This window comes from Curtobacterium sp. MMLR14_006, assembly GCF_001864985.1.
GTDB lineage: Bacteria > Actinomycetota > Actinomycetes > Actinomycetales > Microbacteriaceae > Curtobacterium.
Genome location: NZ_MJGU01000021.1, coordinates 189,490 through 208,037 on the forward strand (window position 1 = coordinate 189,490; position 18,548 = coordinate 208,037).

The following is an 18,548-nucleotide window of genomic DNA, read 5'->3' on the forward strand; positions in this document are numbered from 1 at the left end:
CGATGACCGCCTCGGACGGCACGGACACGACACACGGCGCGAAGTTCCCCTGGCGCGGGCGACTGCTCCGCAAGGGGCCCGGTCCCGCCTCGACGGCGAACGTCGCGAACATCATCACCGTGGTGCGCATCCTCATGGCACCGCTGTTCTTCGTGCTGCTGCTCACCGACGGCGGCGCCGACGGATCCCTGCGCATCTGGGCCGCCGTGGTGTTCGTCGTGGCCATCGTCACCGACAGCGCCGACGGGATCATCGCCCGGCGTCAGGACCTCGTCACCGACTTCGGCAAGCTCGTCGACCCGATCGCCGACAAGGTGCTCATCGGCGGGGCCCTCGTCGCGCTGTCGATCCTGCACGAACTGCCCTGGTACGTGACCGTCCTCATCATGGTGCGCGAGATCGGCATCACGGTCTTCCGGTTCGCGGTGCTGTCCGACCGGGTGATCCCGGCCAGCCGCGGCGGGAAGATCAAGACCGTGCTGCAGGCCGTGGCGCTGACGGCGGCGCTGTTCCCGTGGTGGAACCTCGCCGGGGACTGGGCGCACTGGGTCAACGGCATCCTCATGACCGCCGCCCTGCTCGCGACGGTCCTGAGCGGCATCGATTACCTGTACCAGGCGTGGAAGCACAACCGGACCACCGCGTGACGCAGGCCGACGGGGTGACGGGTGTCGTGCCTCCCGACCAGCAGGGATCGCTCGAGGCGATCGCGCGGCAGCTCGTCGCCGACCTGACCGGTCGCGGTGCGACGGTCGCCGTGGCGGAGTCGCTCACCGGCGGACTCGTCGTCTCGACGCTCGTCGGCGTACCGGGGGCGAGCGCCGTCGTGCGCGGGGGAGTCGTGGCCTACGCGACCCCCGTGAAGCACACCGTGCTCGGGGTCTCGGCCGAGCTGCTGGCGGCCAACGGTGCCGTCGACCCGGAGGTCGCGCGCCAGATGGCGGCCGGGGTGCGCACCGCGCTCAGTGTCGACGGCGAACCCGCCACGTGGGGGATCAGCACGACCGGGGTCGCGGGGCCCGACCCGCAGGACGGCAAGGCCGTCGGCACGGTGTTCATCGGGATCGCGACCGCCGGCTCCGCCACCGCCTGGGAACTCCACCTCGACGGGGACCGCGGGGCAATCCGCACGGCGACCGTCTCCGAACTCCTGACACGGATGTCGTCCGAGGTCCGGGGCCGGGAATAGGTCCCGTTTCCACCGGGTTACATCTCACGCAATCTCCAGCAGGACGGCAGCCAGCCTGGTTAGCATGCTCGAACCGGCAACGCTACTGTTGCTGAACCCGAACTCGATCCACCGGATCGAGCGGGCGCGGAGACGACAGGAAGGAGGAGTTCTCATGGTTCTCGTTCGTCAGGAAATCGGCGATGTGCTTCGGGACTTCCGCTTGCAGAAGGGCCGGACCCTCCGACAGGTCGCGTCCAAGGCCAGCGTTGCCCTCGGGTACCTCAGTGAGGTCGAGCGTGGTCAGAAAGAGGCCAGCTCGGAGATCCTCGCGTCCGTCGCGGACGCGCTGGACACTCCCATCTCCACGATCATGCGCGAGGTGGGCGACCGCCTCGCGATCGTCGAGGGACTCACCCCCGTCCCCGACACGCTCCCGGACGACCTCGTCGCCGAGTTCGACAACGACCTCGCGGTCCGCTGACCGCACCGCACCGAACGCCCCCACCGGCCCCGCCGGCGGGGGCGTTCTGCGTCCGGGCGTCGGCGGGCGCGCCTAGGCTTGACGGATGCGTGTGAGTGAGTTCTGGCGAGCCGTCGAGCAGGTGTTCGGGGACGCGTACGGGTCCGTGGTCACCCGGGACGTCGTGCTCGAGGAGCTCGGCGGGCGCTCCGCCGTCGACGCGCTCCGCGCCGGGGTCGACGCCCGACGCGTGTGGGACGCGCTCTGCGACTCGCAGGACGTCCCGATGGAGCGGCGGCACGGCAAGGGCCTCGCGGAACCCCACGACTGATCGATCCTGACCGAACATCCGTTCGGCGTGTTGCTCGAACGCGTGTTCGATCGGTGCTACGTTCCTGCACAGCGGCGTCGCCCAGGTGTTCCATCCACAGATCGCGTGACCGTCGGCAGTGATGTCGGTGGCCGGCCATAGGTTGATGGACATCGGGAACAGCCCGAAGCCTTGTCGCAGAACCATCGGCCTTGCACCACCGGCCGACGTGGACGCGACAGCCTACAGGCGGCCGAACACGAGCACGAAGGAGCACCCCATGCCATCACCGGCAGACCGCGAGAAGGCCCTCGAGACCGCCCTCGCCCAGATCGACAGGCAGTTCGGCAAGGGTGCGATCATGCGCCTCGGTTCGGACGAACGCGCCCCCGTCAACGTCATCCAGACCGGGTCGGTGGCGCTCGACGTCGCGCTCGGCATCGGCGGCCTGCCCCGTGGCCGCATCGTCGAGATCTACGGCCCGGAGTCCTCGGGTAAGACCACGCTGACCATCCACGCCATCGCCAACGCCCAGCGTGCCGGCGGCATCGCGGCCTTCATCGACGCCGAGCACGCGCTCGACCCCGAGTACGCCAAGAAGCTCGGTGTCGACATCGACGCACTGCTCGTGTCGCAGCCCGACACCGCCGAGCAGGCGCTCGAGATCGCGGACATGCTGGTCCGCTCCGGCTCCATCGACCTCATCGTGATCGACTCCGTCGCAGCGCTGGTTCCGCGCGCCGAGATCGAGGGCGAGATGGGCGACTCCCACGTCGGTCTGCAGGCCCGCCTCATGTCCCAGGCGCTGCGCAAGCTCGCCGGTGGGCTGAACCAGACGCAGACCACGATGATCTTCATCAACCAGCTGCGCGAGAAGATCGGTGTGTTCTTCGGCTCCCCGGAGACCACCTCCGGTGGTAAGGCGCTCAAGTTCTACGCGTCCGTCCGCCTGGACATCCGCCGCATCGAGACGCTGAAGAGCGGCACCGACGCCGTCGGCAACCGCACGCGCGTCAAGGTCGTCAAGAACAAGATGGCGCCGCCCTTCAAGCAGGCGGAGTTCGACATCCTGTACGGCGTGGGCATCTCGCGCGAGGGCTCGCTGCTCGACTTCGGTGTCGACCACGGCATCGTCAAGAAGTCCGGCGCCTGGTACACCTACGACGGCGACCAGCTCGGGCAGGGCAAGGAGAACTCGCGTTCGTTCCTGATCCAGAACCCCGAGATCGCCGCCGAGATCGAGGGCAAGATCCTCGCCAAGCTCGGCGTCGGTGGGGCCAAGGCCGACAGTGACGCAGCGGTCGAGTCCATCGCGCCGAAGCTCGCGGAGCGCAAGGGCGCGTGAGCACCGACCGCGACGACGAGGGCCTCGCACCGGTCACCGACCTGTTCGGTGCGAGGTCCCGTCGCCGGACCCCTGCGGCGTCACCGCCGCACACGCCGGCCGCCATCGGAGCCGAACCGGGCGCCGACGACCCGGCCGGTGCGGACGACCGGGCCGACGCGGACACGCCCGTGCCGCTCCCCATCGGTGGAGCACGCGCGCAGGCCGAGTGGGTGTCGCCGGTGATCGGCGACGGCTCGGGTCGCAGTGCGCGGGCCGAGCTCGACGGCTACGACGACGAGACGGCGGACGCCACGACCGCGTCGGTGTTCTCGATCGCCGGGGGCGAGGAACTCGACCCGGCCGACGTGCCCCGACCCATCGACGAGCAGCGAGCCGACGCCGAACGCGTCAGCATGCGGGCGCTCGGCCGCAAGGGCGTCAGTGAGTCGGAGATGCGGACCCTGCTCACCCAGCAGGACCTCGACCCCGACGTGGTCGAGCACGAGATCGCACGCCTGACCGGCGTCGGTCTGCTCGACGACGTCGCACTCGCCACGGACCTGGTGGACCGGCTGCACGACCGCAAGGGTCTCGGACGGCAGGGTGTGGTCACGGAGCTCCGTCGACGGGGCATCGACCAGGTCGCGATCGACACTGCGCTCGAGCAGGCCGCCGACGACGAGGACGACGAGTTCCTCCGCGCACAGGAGCTCGCCGACAAGCGTGCTCCGCAGATGCGCGGCCTCGACCGGGCGACGGCCGAACGACGGTTGTCCGGGTTCCTCATGCGCAAGGGCTACAGCTCCGGTGTCGTCCGGATCGTGGTCGAACGTGCCCTCGACGGCGGCGGCCGACGCCCGCAGCCGGGCCGCGGGACCGTGCGGTTCGAGTAGTCCGGCCGACCTACACTGGGACGACCATGGCCACCGTCGCAGCGCGCCCCCGCACCTACGAAGTCCGCACCTACGGGTGCCAGATGAACGTGCACGACTCGGAGCGGTTGAGCGGGTCGCTCCAGTCCGCCGGGTACGTCGCGGCGGACGGCGATCAGGCCGACGTCGTCGTCATCAACACCTGTGCGGTGCGGGAGAACGCGGACAACCGGTTGTACGGCAACCTCGGGCAGCTCGCGGGGATCAAGCGCGAGCACCCGGGCATGCAGATCGCCGTCGGCGGGTGCCTGGCGCAGAAGGACAAGAACGTCATCCTCGAGAAGGCGCCGTGGGTCGACGTCGTCTTCGGGACGCACAACATGGGCTCGCTGCCGACGCTGCTCGAGCGCGCACGGCACAACGACGAGGCGCAGATCGAGATCCTCGAGGCGCTCGACGTCTTCCCGTCGACGCTGCCCACCAAGCGCGATTCGACGCACAGCGGCTGGGTGTCGATCTCGGTCGGCTGCAACAACACCTGCACCTTCTGCATCGTGCCGTCGCTGCGCGGGAAGGAGAAGGACCGCCGCCCGGGCGACGTCCTGGCCGAGATCCAGGCCCTGGTCGACGACGGGGCGATCGAGGTCACCCTGCTCGGGCAGAACGTCAACTCGTACGGCGTCGAGTTCGGCGACCGGCAGGCGTTCGGCAAGCTGCTGCGGGCGGCCGGCACGATCGAAGGGCTCGAGCGCGTCCGCTTCACGAGTCCGCACCCGGCGGCGTTCACCGACGACGTCATCGACGCCATGGCCGAGACGCCGAACGTCATGCCCCAGCTGCACATGCCCCTGCAGTCCGGCTCCGACCGCGTGCTCAAGGCGATGCGTCGGAGCTACCGGAGCGAGCGGTTCCTCGGCATCCTCGACCGGGTGCGCGCGAAGATCCCGCACGCGGCGATCTCGACGGACATCATCGTCGGCTTCCCCGGCGAGACCGAGGCCGACTTCCAGGACACCCTGCGGGTCGTCGAGCAGGCGCGGTTCGCGAGCGCCTTCACGTTCCAGTACTCGATCCGCCCGGGCACGCCCGCGGCGACGATGGACGACCAGCTGCCGAAGCAGGTCGTGCAGGAACGCTACGAGCGGCTCGTCGCCCTGCAGGAGCGCATCACGGCAGAGGAGAACGCCCGCCAGGTCGGCCGCACCGTCGAGGTGCTCGTCGCCACGGGCGAGGGCAAGAAGGACGACTCGACCCGTCGCCTCTCCGGTCGAGCCGAGGACTCCCGGCTCGTGCACTTCGCCGTGCCGGACGGGTCCGACGTGCCGCGTCCCGGCGACGTCGTGTCGGTGACGATCACCCGTGCCGCGCCGCACTTCCTCATCGCCGACGGGGACGCCCCGCTGCGCATCCGTCGCACCCGCGCCGGCGACGCCTGGGACCGTGCTGAGGCCGAGAGCTGCGGCGTACCGACCCCGGCAGCGCCCGGCGACGGACCGCGTCCGGTGTCGCTCGGGCTGCCCACGCTCCGTGTCGGGCGCTGACGTCCCCGTCGGACCGGACGACCTCGGGCGCGGCCCGGTCCCGGACCACGAGGACCCCCGCGCCGCGAGCGATGCCGACCTGATCGCGGTCGTCGGTGCGACGGGGACGGGCAAGTCCGACCTCGGGATCGCGATCGCCGAGCGCTTGCGTGCCGCCGGACGGAACGCCGAGATCGTCAACGCCGACGCCATGCAGCTGTACCGCGGCCTGGACATCGGCACCGCGAAGCTGTCGCTCGACGAGCGGCACGGCATCCCGCACCACCAACTCGACGTGCTCGACGTCACCGACGAGGCGAGCGTCGCCGCGTACCAGACGGCCGCCCGCGCCGACGTCGAGCGGATCCAGGCGGACGGCGGCGTCGCCGTGCTCGTCGGGGGCAGCGGGCTCTACGTCTCCGCGGTGCTGTTCGACCTCGCGTTCCCCGGCACGGACGCGGCGCTGCGGGCACGGCTCGAGCGCGAGCACGACGAGCAGGGGCCCGGCGTGCTGCTCGAGCGGCTTCGCTCCCTCGACCCGGCCGCCGCGGCGACGATCGACGCCCGCAACCCCCGGCGGTTGATCCGGGCACTCGAGATCGCGAGCCGGTCCGAGGTCGTGACCCCGAGCCTCCCGTCCGCGCCCCGCGCCTGGCGGCCCGCCCGGATCCTGCACCTGCGTCGGGAACGCGAGCAGCTCGTCACCGCGCTGCACGCGCGGGCGGCGCGGATGTTCGCCGCCGGCCTGGTGGACGAGGTCGCTGCGCTGCGGGGGCAGGGCCTCGAGCAGGGGCGGACGGCCCGTGCCGCAATCGGGTACTCGCAGGCGCTCGACGTCCTGCGAGGCGATGCGACCGTCGACCAGGCGGTCGAGGCCACGGGCGTCGCCACGCGCAAGTACGCCCGGCGGCAGGTGTCGTGGTTCCGGCGGTACGCCGAGGCCGAGACGCTCGACGTCACCGGGGCGGACCACGGGGACCTGACGGAACTGGCCCGTAGGATCGTGCCGTGACCGAGCTGCACTTCACCAAGGGCCAGGGGACCGGTAACGACTTCGTCCTGTTCGCCGACCCCGACGCGACCGTCGACCTGACCCCGGAGCGGATCCGCGCGATCGCCGACCGACGGTTCGGCGTGGGCGGCGACGGCGTCATCCGGGCGGTGCGGTCCGAGTCGATCCCCGAGGGACGCGCCCTGGTGGCCGTCGAGCCCGCCGCGACCTGGTTCATGGACTACCACAACGCCGACGGCACGGTCGCCGAGATGTGCGGCAACGGCATTCGCGTGTTCGCGCGGTACCTGACCGAGTCCGGGCTCGTCGAGCTCGCGCCCGGCGACACGCTGACCGTCGGCAGCCGGAAGGGCCTCGTCGACATCCAGCGCACCACCAACGGCTTCGCCGCCGACCTCGGCCGGTGGGGCCTCGGCATCGAGGGCGGCGGTGCCGACGACGTGCTCGTGCGGGCGAAGAACCTCGACGGCGCGCGTCCGGGCATCGGCATCGACGTGGGCAACCCGCACGTGGTGGTCGCCGTCGCCACCGAGGACGAGCTCGCCGACCTCGACCTGACCTTCCTGCCCGTGCTCGACCCGGCACCCGAGCACGGAGCCAACGTCGAGTTCGTGCTGCCGGGCGACCCGCTCATCAACGACGGCGTCGGCGAGATCACGATGCGGGTGCACGAGCGGGGGAGCGGCGAGACCCTCTCGTGCGGGACCGGCGCCGTGGCGGCCGCGCTCGCGACCCGGTACTGGGTCGGTTCCGGTGCGCCGGACACCTGGCGGGTACGGGTGCCGGGTGGCGTCGTCACCGTGCGGATGTTCGCGGCGGAGGACGGCGAGCACGTCTCGCTGTCGGGGCCGGCCGAGCTGGTGTTCTCGGGGGACCTGACGGTCTGACGCGGGGGCGCGGCGCCGCGGGCGGGCGGGGGTCGGGCGGCGCGGTGGCACGGCGCGCTTGGTGAGCAGAAATGGTCGAGTGCGCTGCGGTGATCCGACGTTTTCTGCTCACAAAGCGCCTGCCGCTCCCCGCGCGCGCCCTGAGCGCCGCGCCGCAGCGGGCGCGAGCGGCGCACGCGCCGCGCGCACGCGCACCGGCGCGCCCTACGCGCTGCGCTGCACCCGGATGACTCGGAAGCCCTTCGCCGTCGACTCCCGGGTGACCGAGTACCCCGAGCCGAGCGCGCCGACGAGCCACTTCTGCAGCGAGTCGCCCCCGAGGTCCTTCGACACGACGAGCCAGGCGTCGCCCCCGACCTCGAGCCGGGGCAGCCACGTCAGCAGGATCTGGTGCAGCTCGTCCTTGCCGACGCGGATCGGCGGGTTCGACCAGATCGTCCGGAAGCGCAGGTCGTCGGGCACGTCGCCCGGTGCCGCGACGGTCACGTTCGTCAGCCCGGCTGCGGTGGCGTTCGCCCGCGCGAGCCCGAGCACCCGTTCGTTGACGTCGACGCCCCACACCTGCGCCTCGGGCGACTCGAGCGCCATCGTGATCGCGATCGGCCCCCACCCGCAGCCGATGTCGAGCAGGGCCCCGTCAGGGGCGGGCGACGGCACCGAGCCGAGCAACACACGCGTGCCCCGGTCGACGCCGTCGGGGCTGAAGACCCCGGCCGCGGTGGTCAGTGTGAGCGGCCGGCCGGCCAGGGTGACGTCGATCTGGCGTTCGCGGGTGTCCGACGAGGGGTTCGCGGAGAAGTAGTGGTCGTTCGCCATGGAAGAACCGTACCGGGAACCCCGTGTGTCAACGGGGCGCCGGAGGTACCCTGTGGACAGGATGACGGATACCCATCAGCAGAACCACCAGACCAACGACGACAGCGCAGACGGTGTCGTCGAACGGGTGTTGCGCAACGCCGACCACCGCGCAGCATCGTCCATCTTCGCCCCCGCCCAGGCGATCCAGACCCGATCGGTCGACGACCGCGGGTGGGACGGCGACGGCGACCAGTACGACCGCGAGGACCGGGCGGCCCTGCGCCGCGTCGCCGGCCTCTCCACCGAACTCGAGGACGTCACCGAGGTCGAGTACCGCCAGCTGCGGCTCGAGCAGGTCGTCCTCATCGGCGTGTACCCCCAGGGCGATGCCTCGGACGCCGAGAACTCCCTCCGCGAACTCGCGGCATTGGCCGAGACCGCGGGCGCCGTGGTGCTCGACGGGCTCCTGCAGCGCCGACCGAACCCGGACCCGGCCACCTACCTCGGCAAGGGCAAGGCCCAGGAACTCGCGATGGTGGTCAAGGCCACCGGCGCCGACACGGTCATCGCCGACACCGAACTCGCCCCCTCGCAGCGCCGTGCGCTCGAGGACGTCGTGAAGGTGAAGGTCATCGACCGCACGGCCGTGATCCTCGACATCTTCAGTCAGCACGCGAAGACCCGCGAGGGCAAGGCCCAGGTCGAGCTCGCCCAGCTGCAGTACCTGCTGCCGCGACTGCGTGGTTGGGGTGAGTCGATGTCCCGGCAGGCCGGTGGCCAGGTCTCCGGCGGTGCGGGCATGGGCTCGCGCGGCCCCGGTGAGACGAAGATGGAGCTCGACCGCCGCAAGATCCACACGCGGATGGCGAAGCTCCGACGGCAGATCGCCGGCTTCACCCCGGCCCGCGAGGCCAAGCGTGCCGAGCGCAACCGCAACGAGGTACCGAGCGTCGCGATCGCCGGCTACACGAACGCCGGCAAGTCCTCGCTCCTGAACCGGCTGACGAGCGCCGGTGTGCTCGTGCAGAACCAGCTGTTCGCGACGCTGGACGCCACCGTGCGTCGGACCGAGAGCGCCAAGGGCCGGGAGTTCACGTTCGTCGACACCGTCGGCTTCGTGCGGAACCTGCCGCACCAGCTGGTCGAGGCCTTCCGCTCCACGCTCGAGGAGGTCGGCGACGCCGACGTCATCGTGCACGTCGTGGACGGCTCCCACCCCGACCCGGGCGCGCAGTTGGCGACCGTCCGCGAGGTCATCGGCGAGGTGGGTGCCCGTGACATCCCCGAGGTCGTCGTCTTCAACAAGGCGGACCTGATCGACGACGCCCAGCGTCTGGTGCTCGTCGGGCTCGTCCCGGACGCGGTCTTCGTGTCGGCTCGAACCGGCGAGGGCGTCGCCGAGCTCCTCCGCGTCATCGAGGACCGGCTGCCCGAACCCGACGTCGAGCTCACCGTCGTCGTGCCGTACGACCGCGGGGACCTGGTGTCCTCGCTGCACGACGCGGGTTCCGTCGAGACGGTCGACTACGTCGAGGACGGCACCCGCCTGCGGGTGCGCGTCTTCCAGCGGCAGGTCGCCGAGCTCGACCCCTACGTGGTCACGCCGGTCGCGTCCTGACCTGCGTCCGCTGACGCGCTCCGGCCGGGAGGCACGGGGCGCGTCCGGCGGTCCGCCGCGCGGTGTCCCGTGGCGCGTCGCGTCGGTGCGTCGGCGCCGGGTTCCTCGCTGAGGGAGCCGGTTCAGGCCACGGCGCCGTCGGAGAGCGCGGTGTGGTGTCCGGAACCTGGTTCCGCCCGACCGGTCGACGGCGTGCGGACATCACCGACGCGACGAGGCGGTCGGCCGCTGCGAGGCCCGGCCAGCCGGGGACCTGCCGGCTCAGATGGAGCGGAGGACCGCCACCACCTTGCCGAGCACGGACGCGGCGTCCCCGAGGATCGGCTCGAACGCCGAGTTCCGCGGCAGCAGCCAGGTGTGCCCGTCGCGCTGGCGGAAGACCTTGACGGTGGCCTCTTCGTCGAGCATCGCCGCGACGATGTCGCCGTTGTCGGCCGTCTGCTGCGCGCGGACGACCACCCAGTCGCCGTCGCAGATCGCGGCGTCGATCATCGACTCGCCCACGACCTTGAGCATGAAGAGGTCACCGGTGCCCACGAGCTGACGCGGCAGCGGCACGATCTCGTCGACGTGCTGCTCGGCGGTGATCGGCACACCGGCGGCGATCCGACCGACGAGCGGCACGAGGGTCGTGGCGTCGACGTCGGGGGAGTCTGCGTCGGACGACGGCTCGTCGACCAGGACCTCGAGTGCCCGGGGGCGGTTCGGGTCGCGTCGGATCCAGCCGCCGAGCTCGAGCTGCCCGAGCTGGTGCGAGACGCTCGACAGCGAGGACAGCCCGGCCGCGTCACCGATCTCCCGCATGCTCGGCGGGTAACCGCGCGAGGCGATCGACGCTCGGATCGCGTCGAGGATCGCCTGCTGCTTCGCGGTCAGCGGCTTCTGGCCCCGCAGTTCGTCCACCACGTCGTCTCGCTTTCGTCGGTGCCGGAGCGGTCGTGGCGGGAATGTCGGTGGTCCCCGCTTGACTTGTCCCAGTCGCTCGAAACAGTATCCGACTGGTCCAAGCCGGACAAACACCTGTTCGAGCGTGTCGCAAGAAAATCCCCCACAAATCCTCTCCCAGGGCTTGTGTGACCTCCGGTTCGAAACTATGTTCGGTACACGACTTCGGTTGACCGAACGGGAAGGCACCACCGACATGAGCACCATCGCCATCGCTGACACCCAGCGCACCGCGACTCCCGCCGTGCGGACGCGCCTGCGGCTCACCCGCCGGGGCCGTGTCGTCTTCACCACGCTCGCCGCGGTCCCACTCCTGGTCGGCGTCGCCCTCGCGATGCTGAACGGCGGGCAGGCGTCCGCCGGAGACTCGGCTTCCGGCGGCAACCACGCCGACTTCGCCACCGTGACGGTCGAGCCGGGGGAGACGCTGTGGCAGCTCGCCGAGCAGACCGCTCCGAACGCCGACCCCCGTGACTTCGTGCAGGACGTCGTGAGCCTCAATGCGCTCGACGGCTCCGAGCTGCAGGCCGGCGAGCAGATCGCCATCCCGACCAAGTACGCAACCGGCGAGTAGTCGGCGGTCCCTCCGCCTTCCCGGCGGACTGTCCGGCGACGCGGTCCCAGAGGGCGACCCGTTGACGGCGGGGCGCCGCCGTCTCAGATGACGGCCCGTTGATGGCCGAGCGCGGCTGTCGGGGTGGACGGTCCGTCCCGTCGACGGCCGATCGTCGCCGTCGGGGCGGACGGTCCGTCGGCGGCCGAGCGCCGCCGTCCGGGCAGACGGTCCGTCGGCGGTCGAGCGCCCTACGATGGATCGGTGGCATTCACGCTGGACGACCTCCCGATCCGAGACGACCTCCGCGGTCAGAGCCCCTACGGCGCTCCGCAGAAGCACGTCCGCGTCCAACTCAACGTCAACGAGAACACGCATCCGGTGCCGGACGCCGTCGCCGAGGACATCCTCGCCTCGATCCGGCAGGCCCTCGCCACCGTGAACCGCTACCCCGACCGTGAGTTCACCGAGCTGCGCCGGTCGTTGGCCGACTATCTCGGGCACGACCTCACGGTGGACCAGCTCTGGGCGGCGAACGGCTCGAACGAGGTCCTCCAGCAGCTGTTGCAGGCATTCGGCGGCCCGGGGCGCTCGGTGCTCGGGTTCCCGCCCACGTACTCCATGCACTCGATCCTCGCTGCAGGGACCGGAACGCGGTGGATCCCGGCGCAGCGTGACGACGAGTTCCGCACCTCGCCCGAGACCGTCGTGGCCGCGATCGAGGCACACCAGCCGGACATCGTGTTCCTGTGCGGGCCGAACAACCCCACCGGCACCCCGCTGCCCATCGAGACGATCGAGGCCGCCTACGCCGCCACCGACGGCATCGTGATGGTGGACGAGGCCTACGCCGAGTTCATGCCGTCGGACGCGCCGTCGGCGCTGTCCCTGCTGCCGGGGCGGCCGCGGCTCGTCGTGTCGCGCACCATGAGCAAGGCGTTCGCGTTCGCGGGTGCGCGCGTCGGGTACCTGGCCGCCGACCCCGCGGTCGTCGACGCCCTCCGGCTCGTGCGCCTGCCGTACCACCTGTCCGCGCTGACGCAGGCGGCGGCCGTCGCCGCACTGCGGCACGCGCCCGCCATGCTGGCGATGGTCGACGACATCAAGGAGCAGCGGGACCGGATGGTCACCGAGCTGCAGGCCATGGGGTACCGGACCTACGAGACGTGGTCGAACTTCGTGCTGTTCGGCGGGGTGGCGGACCCGCACGCCGCCTTCGAGGCGCTGCTCGACCAGGACGTCATCGTCCGCGACCTCGGCATCCCGAACCACCTGCGCGTGAGTGCGGGGACCGCCGAGGAGACCACCGCCTTCCTCGACGCGATGCGCCGCGTCGCCGCCGTGCAGCCGCCGGTTAGGGTGGACGCATGACCGCCCGCACCGCCTCGATCAGCCGCAGCACGAGCGAGTCGAGTGTCGAACTCGAGCTCGACCTGGACGGTACCGGTACCTCGGACATCTCGACGAGCGTGCCGTTCTTCGACCACATGCTGACGGCGTTCAGCAAGCACTCGCTCATCGACCTGCGCGTGCGCTCGACCGGTGACACCGACATCGACGTGCACCACACCGTCGAGGACACCGGCATCGTGCTCGGCCAGGCGATCAAGCAGGCGCTCGGCGACCGGTCCGGCATCGGCCGCTACGGCGACGCCCTCGTGCCGCTCGACGAGGCCCTGGCCCAGGCCGTCGTCGACGTGTCCGGCCGTCCGTACCTCGTGCACACCGGCGAGCCGGCCGGCTTCGAGTTCCACCGCATCGGCGGGCACTTCACCGGGTCGATGGTCCGGCACGTGTTCGAGGCGATCACCGTCAACGCGGGCATCACCGTGCACGTGCGGGTGGTCGAGGGGCGCGACCCCCACCACATCGCCGAGGCCGAGTTCAAGGCCTTCGCCCGTGCGATGCGCAAGGCCGTCGAACGCGACCCGCGGGTCGTCGGCATCCCCTCCACGAAGGGCGCACTGTGAGCGCGCGGCCGAACGTCGTCGTCCTCGACTACGGGTCGGGGAACGTGCACTCCGCCGCGAAGGCACTCGAGCGCGCCGGCGCCGACGTGACCCTGACGGCCGACAAGCAGGCGGCGCTGCAGGCGGACGGGCTGCTCGTGCCGGGCGTCGGGGCGTTCGCCGCCGTGATCGACCAGCTCGAGGGCGTCCGCGGGGGTGAGATCGTCGACCACCGTCTGGCCGGTGGCCGTCCGGTGCTCGGCATCTGCGTCGGCATGCAGGTCCTGTTCTCACGCGGCATCGAACGCGGTGCCGACGTCGAGGGCCTCGGGCAGTGGCCGGGCACCGTCGAGCAGCTCGAGGCCGAGGTCCTGCCGCACATGGGCTGGAACACCGTGCAGGCACCGGAGGACTCCGTCCTGTTCGACGGCCTGCACGACGAGCGCTTCTACTTCGTGCACTCGTACGGTGTGACCGACTTCCCGCTCGAGGCCTACGGCCCGTTCCGTGCGCCCCGGCTCACCTGGGCCGAGCACGGGCAGCGCTTCGTCGCCGCCGTCGAGAACGGTCCGCTCACCGCGACCCAGTTCCACCCCGAGAAGTCCGGGGAGCCGGGCATCCGCCTGCTCACCAACTGGGTGCAGTCGCTCTGAACCCGGCCGACGACGGACGCACGCGTCCGTGCCGGACGTGATCCGGGCCTCCCGGCCGTCGCCCCGACCACCGCACGACCCGAACCGCACCAGCACCACGACGAGACCGACAGGACCATGACCGACCGCACCGACACCCCGCCCCTCGTCCTGCTGCCCGCCGTCGACGTCGTCGACGGCCAGGCGGTGCGCCTGACCCAGGGCGAGGCCGGCAGCGAGACGTCCTACGGCGACCCGGTCACCGCGGCGCGGACCTGGCGGGAGCAGGGCGCCGAGTGGATCCACCTCGTGGACCTCGACGCGGCCTTCGGCCGTGGCGACAACCGGGCCCTCGTCGCGCAGGCGATCCGCGAGGTCGACGGTGTCGCGGTCGAGCTCTCCGGCGGCATCCGTGACGACGCCTCGCTCGAGGCGGCGCTCGCCACGGGTGCGGCGCGCGTGAACCTCGGGACCGCCGCCCTCGAGGACCCGGAGTGGGCCGCTCGGGTGATCGGCGAGTACGGCGAGCAGATCGCCGTCGGCCTCGACGTGCGCGGCACGACCCTGGCGAGCCGCGGGTGGACCGAGGACGCCGGCGACCTGTGGGAGGTGCTCGACCGCCTCGAGGCGGCCGGGTGCGCCCGCTACGTGGTGACCGACGTCACGAAGGACGGCACGCTGCAGGGCCCGAACGTGGAGCTGCTCCGGCAGGTGTGCGACCGGACCGACAAGCCGGTGGTGGCCTCGGGCGGGATCTCGACCCTCGAGGACCTCCGTGCGCTCCGCGCGCTCGTGCCGCACGGCCTCGAGGGCGCGATCATCGGCAAGGCGCTCTACTCCGGGGCGTTCACGCTGCCGGCCGCGCTCGACGTCGCCGCGGAGTAGCCGCGTGGCGGGCATCTCGAACGGACGGGGCACCGGGCCCGACGCGGACGACACCGCCGGTGTCGCAGCTGCGGCGGACTCCGCGGGCCACCCCTGGGCCGGCCGGACGTTCGACCACCACGACACCGCGTTCGCCGACGACGACGGGCTCGCCGACCCGGCCCTGGTCGCGGCGATCGACGCCCTGACCACGGGAGCCCCGCAGGGCGCGGTCGTCGACGCCCTGCGCTCCGCCCGCTTGCTCATCCCGCTCATCGCCGAGGCCGGCGACGTCGGCACGACCGAGACCGGCGCGCTCGTCGACAAGACCCAGGAGCTCTCGATCGTCACGGTCGCTGGGCCGGACGGCCGCAGCGTCATGCCGGCGTTCACGTCGGTCGACGCCATGCACCGCTGGGACCCCGATGCCCGCCCCGTCCCGGTGGAGTCCCGCCGGGTGGCGATGGCCGCGGCGAGCGAGGACACCCAGCTCGTCGTGCTCGACCCGAAGTCGCCGACCGAGTTCGTGCTGCGCCGTCCCGCGGTGTGGGCGCTCGGGCAGGACCTGCCCTGGACGCCCTGCTTCGAGGACCCCGACGTGGCGGAGGCGTTCGCGGCGTCGGTGCAGGGGGAGCCGAGCGTCGCGCGGGTCGAACTCGCGCCGGGCGACCCGGTCGGTCGCTTCGCCGGACCCGAGCTGACGGTCGGCCTCGCGCTGCACCCCGGCCTCGACCGCGAGCAGGTCGCGGCGCTCGTCGGTCGGCTGCAGCAGCGGTGGGCCACCGACGCCGTCATCGCCGAGCGGGTCGACAGCATGCGGGTCGCCCTCCGCGCCGCCTGATCCACCGACCCCGCAGCGCGGGGCCAGGGGCGCGGCGACGCCGCGGACACGGCCGCGGCACGGCCCGGGACCCGACGCAGCCCCGGCCCGGCCCTGGCCCCGGCCCTGTGCTGCTGCGGCGGTGCGACCCCGGTCGGGGGGCCGCCGCCGGTACGATGACGGGGTGAGCCCGAACCCGACGACCAACCCCACCGGCGCGACCACCCACGGTCCGACGGGGCGTCCCGTCCGCGAGTTCCCCGTGCCCGAGGAGCTCGACAGCACCGGACCCGCCCGCATCATCGCGCTCTGCAACCAGAAGGGCGGCGTCGGCAAGACCACGACCGCCATCAACCTCGGCGCGGCGCTCGCCGAGTACGGCCGCAAGGTCCTCGCCGTCGACTTCGACCCGCAGGGTGCGCTGTCCGCGGGCCTCGGCGTCCGCACGCACGACATCCACACCGTCTACGACCTGCTCATGGGCGCCGTGAAGGACCCGAACCAGGTCATCCAGCCGACGAACACCCCCGGGCTCGACGTCATCCCCGCGAACATCGACCTGTCCGCTGCCGAGGTGCACCTGGTCAACGAGGTCGCGCGCGAGCAGATCCTGGCGAGCGTGCTGCGCAAGGTCGCGAACGACTACGACGTCATCCTGGTCGACTGCCAGCCGTCGCTCGGGCTGCTCACCGTCAACGCGCTGACGGCGGCGCACGGGGTGCTCATCCCGCTCGAGTGCGAGTTCTTCGCGCTCCGCGGTGTCGCCCTGCTCATCGAGACGATCGACAAGGTGCGCGACCGCCTCAACCCGGCGCTGACGCTCGACGGCATCCTGGCGACCATGTACGACTCGCGCACGCTGCACTCCCGCGAGGTCATGGAACGCGTCGTCGACACCTTCGACGACCGGGTGCTCGACACCGTCATCGGCCGGACCGTCCGGTTCCCCGACGCCACGGTGTCCGCGCGCCCCATCACCCAGACCGCTCCCGACCACGCGGCCGCACACGCCTACCGGCAGCTCGCACGAGAGCTCGTCCAGCGTGGCGCCGTCGCCTGAGCCGGGGTTCCGGGTCCGGCTCGCCAACTTCGACGGGCCGTTCGACCTCCTGCTCTCGCTCATCACGAAGCACGAGCTGGACATCACCGAGGTCTCCCTCGGCGCCGTGACGGGTGAGTTCATCGCCTACGTCCGGCAGGCCGAGTCCGCCGACGAACTCGACGAGGCGAGCGAGTTCCTCGTGGTCGCCGCGACCCTGCTCGACCTGAAGATCGTCGGGCTGCTGCCGCAGGGCGAGCTCGTCGACGCCGAGGACGTCGCCCTGCTCGAGGCCCGCGACCTGCTGTTCGCACGCCTGCTGCAGTACCGCGCGTTCAAGCAGGCGGCCGACTGGTTCGGGGAGCGCTGGGGCGTCGAGTCCCGCCGGCACGTGCGGAGCGTCCGGCTCGAGGAGCGCTTCCGCGCCCGCACGCCCGAACTCGTCTGGACGCTGTCCGTCCAGGACTTCGCGGCTTTGGCGGCGGTGGCGTTCGCGCCGAAGGAGATCCCCACGGTCGGGCTCGACCACCTGCACGCGCCGCTCATCAGCATCCGTGAGCAGGCCGCGATCGTCGTCTCGATCCTCCGCACCCGCTCCGACGAGGACGTCTCGTTCCGCGACCTGGTCGCCGGCGTGCTGGAGACGGGTATCGTGGTGGCTCGCTTCCTCGCGATCCTCGAGCTGTACCGGAACGCGTCGATCTCGTTCGAGCAGCTCGAGCCGCTCGGGGAGCTGACACTCCGGTGGACCGCCGAGGACTGGTCCGACGAGAGCCTCGCCAACCTGGGAGCCGACTATGACGGATGACGCGCACGACCCGTCCAGCGCCGAACCCGGCGGGGCCGACGAGATCGCCGACGCCCGCGCGATCGAGCACCTGGTGCACGAGGCGGACACGCAGACGATCCCGGTCGACCGCCAGCTCGAGGCGATCCTCATGATCGCCGACGAGCCGCAGTCGCTCGTGGCGCTCGCGGCCGCCGTCGGTGCTCCCGTCCCCGCGGTCCGCCAGGCCGTCGAGCGCCTCGTCGCGGACTTCGACGGCGTCGACGGCACGGTCCGCCGCGGCTTCGAACTCCGCGAGGTCGGCGGCGGCTGGCGCTTCTACGTCCGCCAGGACCTCGACGCGGTCGTCGAGCAGTTCGTCGAGGCCGAACGGCCGTCGCGACTGTCGCAGGCCGCGCTCGAGACGCTCGCCGTGGTCGCCTACAAGCAGCCGATCACCCGCTCGCAGATCGCGTCCATCCGCGCCGTCAACGTCGACGGCGTCGTCCGCACCCTGGTCGCGCGTGGTCTCATCGAGGAGTCGTTCACCGACGCCGAGACCGGCGCCATCAACTACGTCACGTCCGATCTGCTCCTGCAGCAGCTCGGCATCAACTCGCTCGACGAGCTGCCGCTCATCTCGCCCCTCCTGGACGACGGTGCGGACGGCTTCGAGCAGAACGAAGGGATCCCCGATGGCCGGGTTTGACGACCGGGGGCGCGGCGCGCCCCGAGACCGAGACGACCGCAACGGACGCTCAGGAGGCCCGGATCGCCCCGGGCGTCCGGGTGCCGGCCGCGGCGGGGCCGGCTCCGGCGCCGGTGGCCGCTCCGGCGGGTACGGTCGCGACGACCGCGGGGGCGCACGCGCGCCGCGCGACGACGACCGTCGCGGCGGGTACCCGTCGCGCGACGACCGCGGCGGCGACCGTGGTGGCTACCGGGGTCGTGACGACCGTGCCGGTGGTGGTGACCGTGGTGGGTACCGTGGGGCTTCGGCTCCGC

Annotated in this window: 22 protein-coding genes; 19 read left to right on the top strand and 3 right to left on the bottom strand. The window is 71.8% G+C overall.

Features of this window, described 5'->3' with window-relative positions; genetic code table 11:
* The first annotated feature begins 2 nt into the window (after positions 1 to 2).
* The 9 genes from pgsA to dapF all read left to right on the top strand — a co-directional run bounded on the left by pgsA (position 3) and on the right by dapF (position 7,559).
* Positions 3 to 647, top strand: coding sequence for a CDP-diacylglycerol--glycerol-3-phosphate 3-phosphatidyltransferase (pgsA, locus tag BIU94_RS08890; RefSeq protein ID WP_071257812.1), 645 nt, complete (start codon positions 3 to 5; stop codon positions 645 to 647).
* The gene (locus BIU94_RS08895) at positions 644 to 1,189 is read left to right on the top strand and encodes a CinA family protein (protein ID WP_254782877.1); all 546 of its coding nucleotides are present in this window, start codon (positions 644 to 646) and stop codon (positions 1,187 to 1,189) included. Before pgsA ends, BIU94_RS08895 begins: the two co-directional genes overlap by 4 nt.
* A 154-nt stretch (positions 1,190 to 1,343) precedes the next feature.
* Complete coding sequence (locus BIU94_RS08900) at positions 1,344 to 1,652, top strand: helix-turn-helix domain-containing protein (RefSeq protein WP_027464765.1); 309 nt, start codon at positions 1,344 to 1,346, stop codon at positions 1,650 to 1,652.
* An 85-nt stretch (positions 1,653 to 1,737) separates the two neighbouring features.
* The gene (locus tag BIU94_RS08905; protein ID WP_071257672.1) at positions 1,738 to 1,962 is read left to right on the top strand and encodes a DUF3046 domain-containing protein; all 225 of its coding nucleotides are present in this window, start codon (positions 1,738 to 1,740) and stop codon (positions 1,960 to 1,962) included.
* A gap of 259 nt (positions 1,963 to 2,221) precedes the next feature.
* On the top strand, positions 2,222 to 3,286 hold the full coding sequence (recA, locus tag BIU94_RS08910; RefSeq protein WP_071257675.1) for a recombinase RecA: 1,065 nt from the start codon (positions 2,222 to 2,224) through the stop codon (positions 3,284 to 3,286).
* The gene (locus BIU94_RS17065; RefSeq protein WP_083404702.1) at positions 3,283 to 4,161 is read left to right on the top strand and encodes a regulatory protein RecX; all 879 of its coding nucleotides are present in this window, start codon (positions 3,283 to 3,285) and stop codon (positions 4,159 to 4,161) included. The genes recA and BIU94_RS17065 overlap by 4 nt, the downstream gene beginning before the upstream one ends.
* A 26-nt stretch (positions 4,162 to 4,187) precedes the next feature.
* Positions 4,188 to 5,681: a tRNA (N6-isopentenyl adenosine(37)-C2)-methylthiotransferase MiaB gene (gene miaB, locus BIU94_RS08920; RefSeq protein WP_071257678.1), complete on the top strand. Its 1,494-nt coding sequence runs from the start codon at positions 4,188 to 4,190 to the stop codon at positions 5,679 to 5,681.
* A gap of 79 nt (positions 5,682 to 5,760) precedes the next feature.
* A complete protein-coding gene (miaA, locus tag BIU94_RS08925) occupies positions 5,761 to 6,672 on the top strand; it encodes a tRNA (adenosine(37)-N6)-dimethylallyltransferase MiaA (protein WP_071257823.1) in 912 nt (303 codons plus the stop codon).
* Positions 6,669 to 7,559, top strand: coding sequence for a diaminopimelate epimerase (dapF, locus tag BIU94_RS08930; RefSeq protein WP_071257685.1), 891 nt, complete (start codon positions 6,669 to 6,671; stop codon positions 7,557 to 7,559). The genes miaA and dapF overlap by 4 nt, the downstream gene beginning before the upstream one ends.
* A gap of 204 nt (positions 7,560 to 7,763) precedes the next feature.
* Here the strand turns inward: dapF and BIU94_RS08935 are convergent, their stop codons facing one another.
* Positions 7,764 to 8,375, bottom strand: coding sequence for a class I SAM-dependent methyltransferase (locus BIU94_RS08935; protein WP_071257687.1), 612 nt, complete (start codon positions 8,373 to 8,375; stop codon positions 7,764 to 7,766).
* Positions 8,376 to 8,436: 61 nt separating this feature from the next.
* Between BIU94_RS08935 and hflX the strand changes: the two genes are divergently transcribed.
* Positions 8,437 to 9,975 (top strand): GTPase HflX, encoded by a 1,539-nt coding sequence (gene hflX, locus BIU94_RS08940; RefSeq protein ID WP_071257692.1) that lies wholly within the window; start codon positions 8,437 to 8,439, stop codon positions 9,973 to 9,975.
* A gap of 261 nt (positions 9,976 to 10,236) precedes the next feature.
* On the opposite strand, the gene lexA is transcribed toward hflX, so the two are convergent.
* Positions 10,237 to 10,881 (bottom strand): transcriptional repressor LexA, encoded by a 645-nt coding sequence (lexA, locus tag BIU94_RS08945; RefSeq protein WP_071257697.1) that lies wholly within the window; start codon positions 10,879 to 10,881, stop codon positions 10,237 to 10,239.
* 235 nt (positions 10,882 to 11,116) lie between these two features.
* On the opposite strand from lexA, the gene BIU94_RS08950 reads away from it, so the two are divergent.
* From BIU94_RS08950 to scpB, 9 genes are all read left to right on the top strand, one after another.
* Positions 11,117 to 11,494, top strand: a complete 378-nt coding sequence (locus BIU94_RS08950) for a LysM peptidoglycan-binding domain-containing protein (RefSeq protein ID WP_071257825.1) — start codon at positions 11,117 to 11,119, stop codon at positions 11,492 to 11,494.
* Positions 11,495 to 11,737: 243 nt separating this feature from the next.
* Positions 11,738 to 12,844, top strand: a complete 1,107-nt coding sequence (locus BIU94_RS08955; protein ID WP_071257828.1) for a histidinol-phosphate transaminase — start codon at positions 11,738 to 11,740, stop codon at positions 12,842 to 12,844.
* Positions 12,841 to 13,443, top strand: a complete 603-nt coding sequence (hisB, locus tag BIU94_RS08960; protein WP_071257700.1) for an imidazoleglycerol-phosphate dehydratase HisB — start codon at positions 12,841 to 12,843, stop codon at positions 13,441 to 13,443. Before BIU94_RS08955 ends, hisB begins: the two co-directional genes overlap by 4 nt.
* Positions 13,440 to 14,075, top strand: a complete 636-nt coding sequence (hisH, locus tag BIU94_RS08965) for an imidazole glycerol phosphate synthase subunit HisH (RefSeq protein WP_071257701.1) — start codon at positions 13,440 to 13,442, stop codon at positions 14,073 to 14,075. The genes hisB and hisH overlap by 4 nt, the downstream gene beginning before the upstream one ends.
* Positions 14,076 to 14,192: 117 nt before the next feature.
* Positions 14,193 to 14,939: a bifunctional 1-(5-phosphoribosyl)-5-((5-phosphoribosylamino)methylideneamino)imidazole-4-carboxamide isomerase/phosphoribosylanthranilate isomerase PriA gene (gene priA, locus BIU94_RS08970; RefSeq protein WP_071257707.1), complete on the top strand. Its 747-nt coding sequence runs from the start codon at positions 14,193 to 14,195 to the stop codon at positions 14,937 to 14,939.
* A gap of 4 nt (positions 14,940 to 14,943) precedes the next feature.
* A complete protein-coding gene (locus BIU94_RS08975) occupies positions 14,944 to 15,759 on the top strand; it encodes an SseB family protein (RefSeq protein WP_071257711.1) in 816 nt (271 codons plus the stop codon).
* Between the two features lie 163 nt (positions 15,760 to 15,922).
* On the top strand, positions 15,923 to 16,798 hold the full coding sequence (locus BIU94_RS08980; protein ID WP_071257714.1) for a ParA family protein: 876 nt from the start codon (positions 15,923 to 15,925) through the stop codon (positions 16,796 to 16,798).
* Positions 16,782 to 17,585 (top strand): ScpA family protein, encoded by an 804-nt coding sequence (locus BIU94_RS08985; protein ID WP_071257719.1) that lies wholly within the window; start codon positions 16,782 to 16,784, stop codon positions 17,583 to 17,585. Before BIU94_RS08980 ends, BIU94_RS08985 begins: the two co-directional genes overlap by 17 nt.
* Positions 17,575 to 18,252, top strand: coding sequence for an SMC-Scp complex subunit ScpB (scpB, locus tag BIU94_RS08990; RefSeq protein ID WP_254782879.1), 678 nt, complete (start codon positions 17,575 to 17,577; stop codon positions 18,250 to 18,252). The genes BIU94_RS08985 and scpB overlap by 11 nt, the downstream gene beginning before the upstream one ends.
* Before the next feature lie 49 nt (positions 18,253 to 18,301).
* Here the strand turns inward: scpB and BIU94_RS18005 are convergent.
* Positions 18,302 to 18,548, bottom strand: a 247-nt coding sequence (locus tag BIU94_RS18005; RefSeq protein ID WP_217639494.1) for a hypothetical protein, incomplete at its 5' end; no start/stop codon positions are given.

Bases quoted from the DNA above. Each gene is read 5' to 3' on its own strand.
- hflX (WP_071257692.1), top strand. From the start codon at position 8,437: ATGACGGATACCCATCAGCAGAACCACCAGACCAACGACGACAGCGCA.
- miaB (WP_071257678.1), top strand. From the start codon at position 4,188: ATGGCCACCGTCGCAGCGCGCCCCCGCACCTACGAAGTCCGCACCTAC.
- BIU94_RS08950 (WP_071257825.1), top strand. From the start codon at position 11,117: ATGAGCACCATCGCCATCGCTGACACCCAGCGCACCGCGACTCCCGCC.
- pgsA (WP_071257812.1), top strand. From the start codon at position 3: ATGACCGCCTCGGACGGCACGGACACGACACACGGCGCGAAGTTCCCC.
- BIU94_RS08935 (WP_071257687.1), bottom strand. From the start codon at position 8,375: ATGGCGAACGACCACTACTTCTCCGCGAACCCCTCGTCGGACACCCGC.
- scpB (WP_254782879.1), top strand. From the start codon at position 17,575: ATGACGGATGACGCGCACGACCCGTCCAGCGCCGAACCCGGCGGGGCC.
- BIU94_RS08900 (WP_027464765.1), top strand. From the start codon at position 1,344: ATGGTTCTCGTTCGTCAGGAAATCGGCGATGTGCTTCGGGACTTCCGC.
- BIU94_RS08905 (WP_071257672.1), top strand. From the start codon at position 1,738: ATGCGTGTGAGTGAGTTCTGGCGAGCCGTCGAGCAGGTGTTCGGGGAC.
- hisB (WP_071257700.1), top strand. From the start codon at position 12,841: ATGACCGCCCGCACCGCCTCGATCAGCCGCAGCACGAGCGAGTCGAGT.
- priA (WP_071257707.1), top strand. From the start codon at position 14,193: ATGACCGACCGCACCGACACCCCGCCCCTCGTCCTGCTGCCCGCCGTC.
- recA (WP_071257675.1), top strand. From the start codon at position 2,222: ATGCCATCACCGGCAGACCGCGAGAAGGCCCTCGAGACCGCCCTCGCC.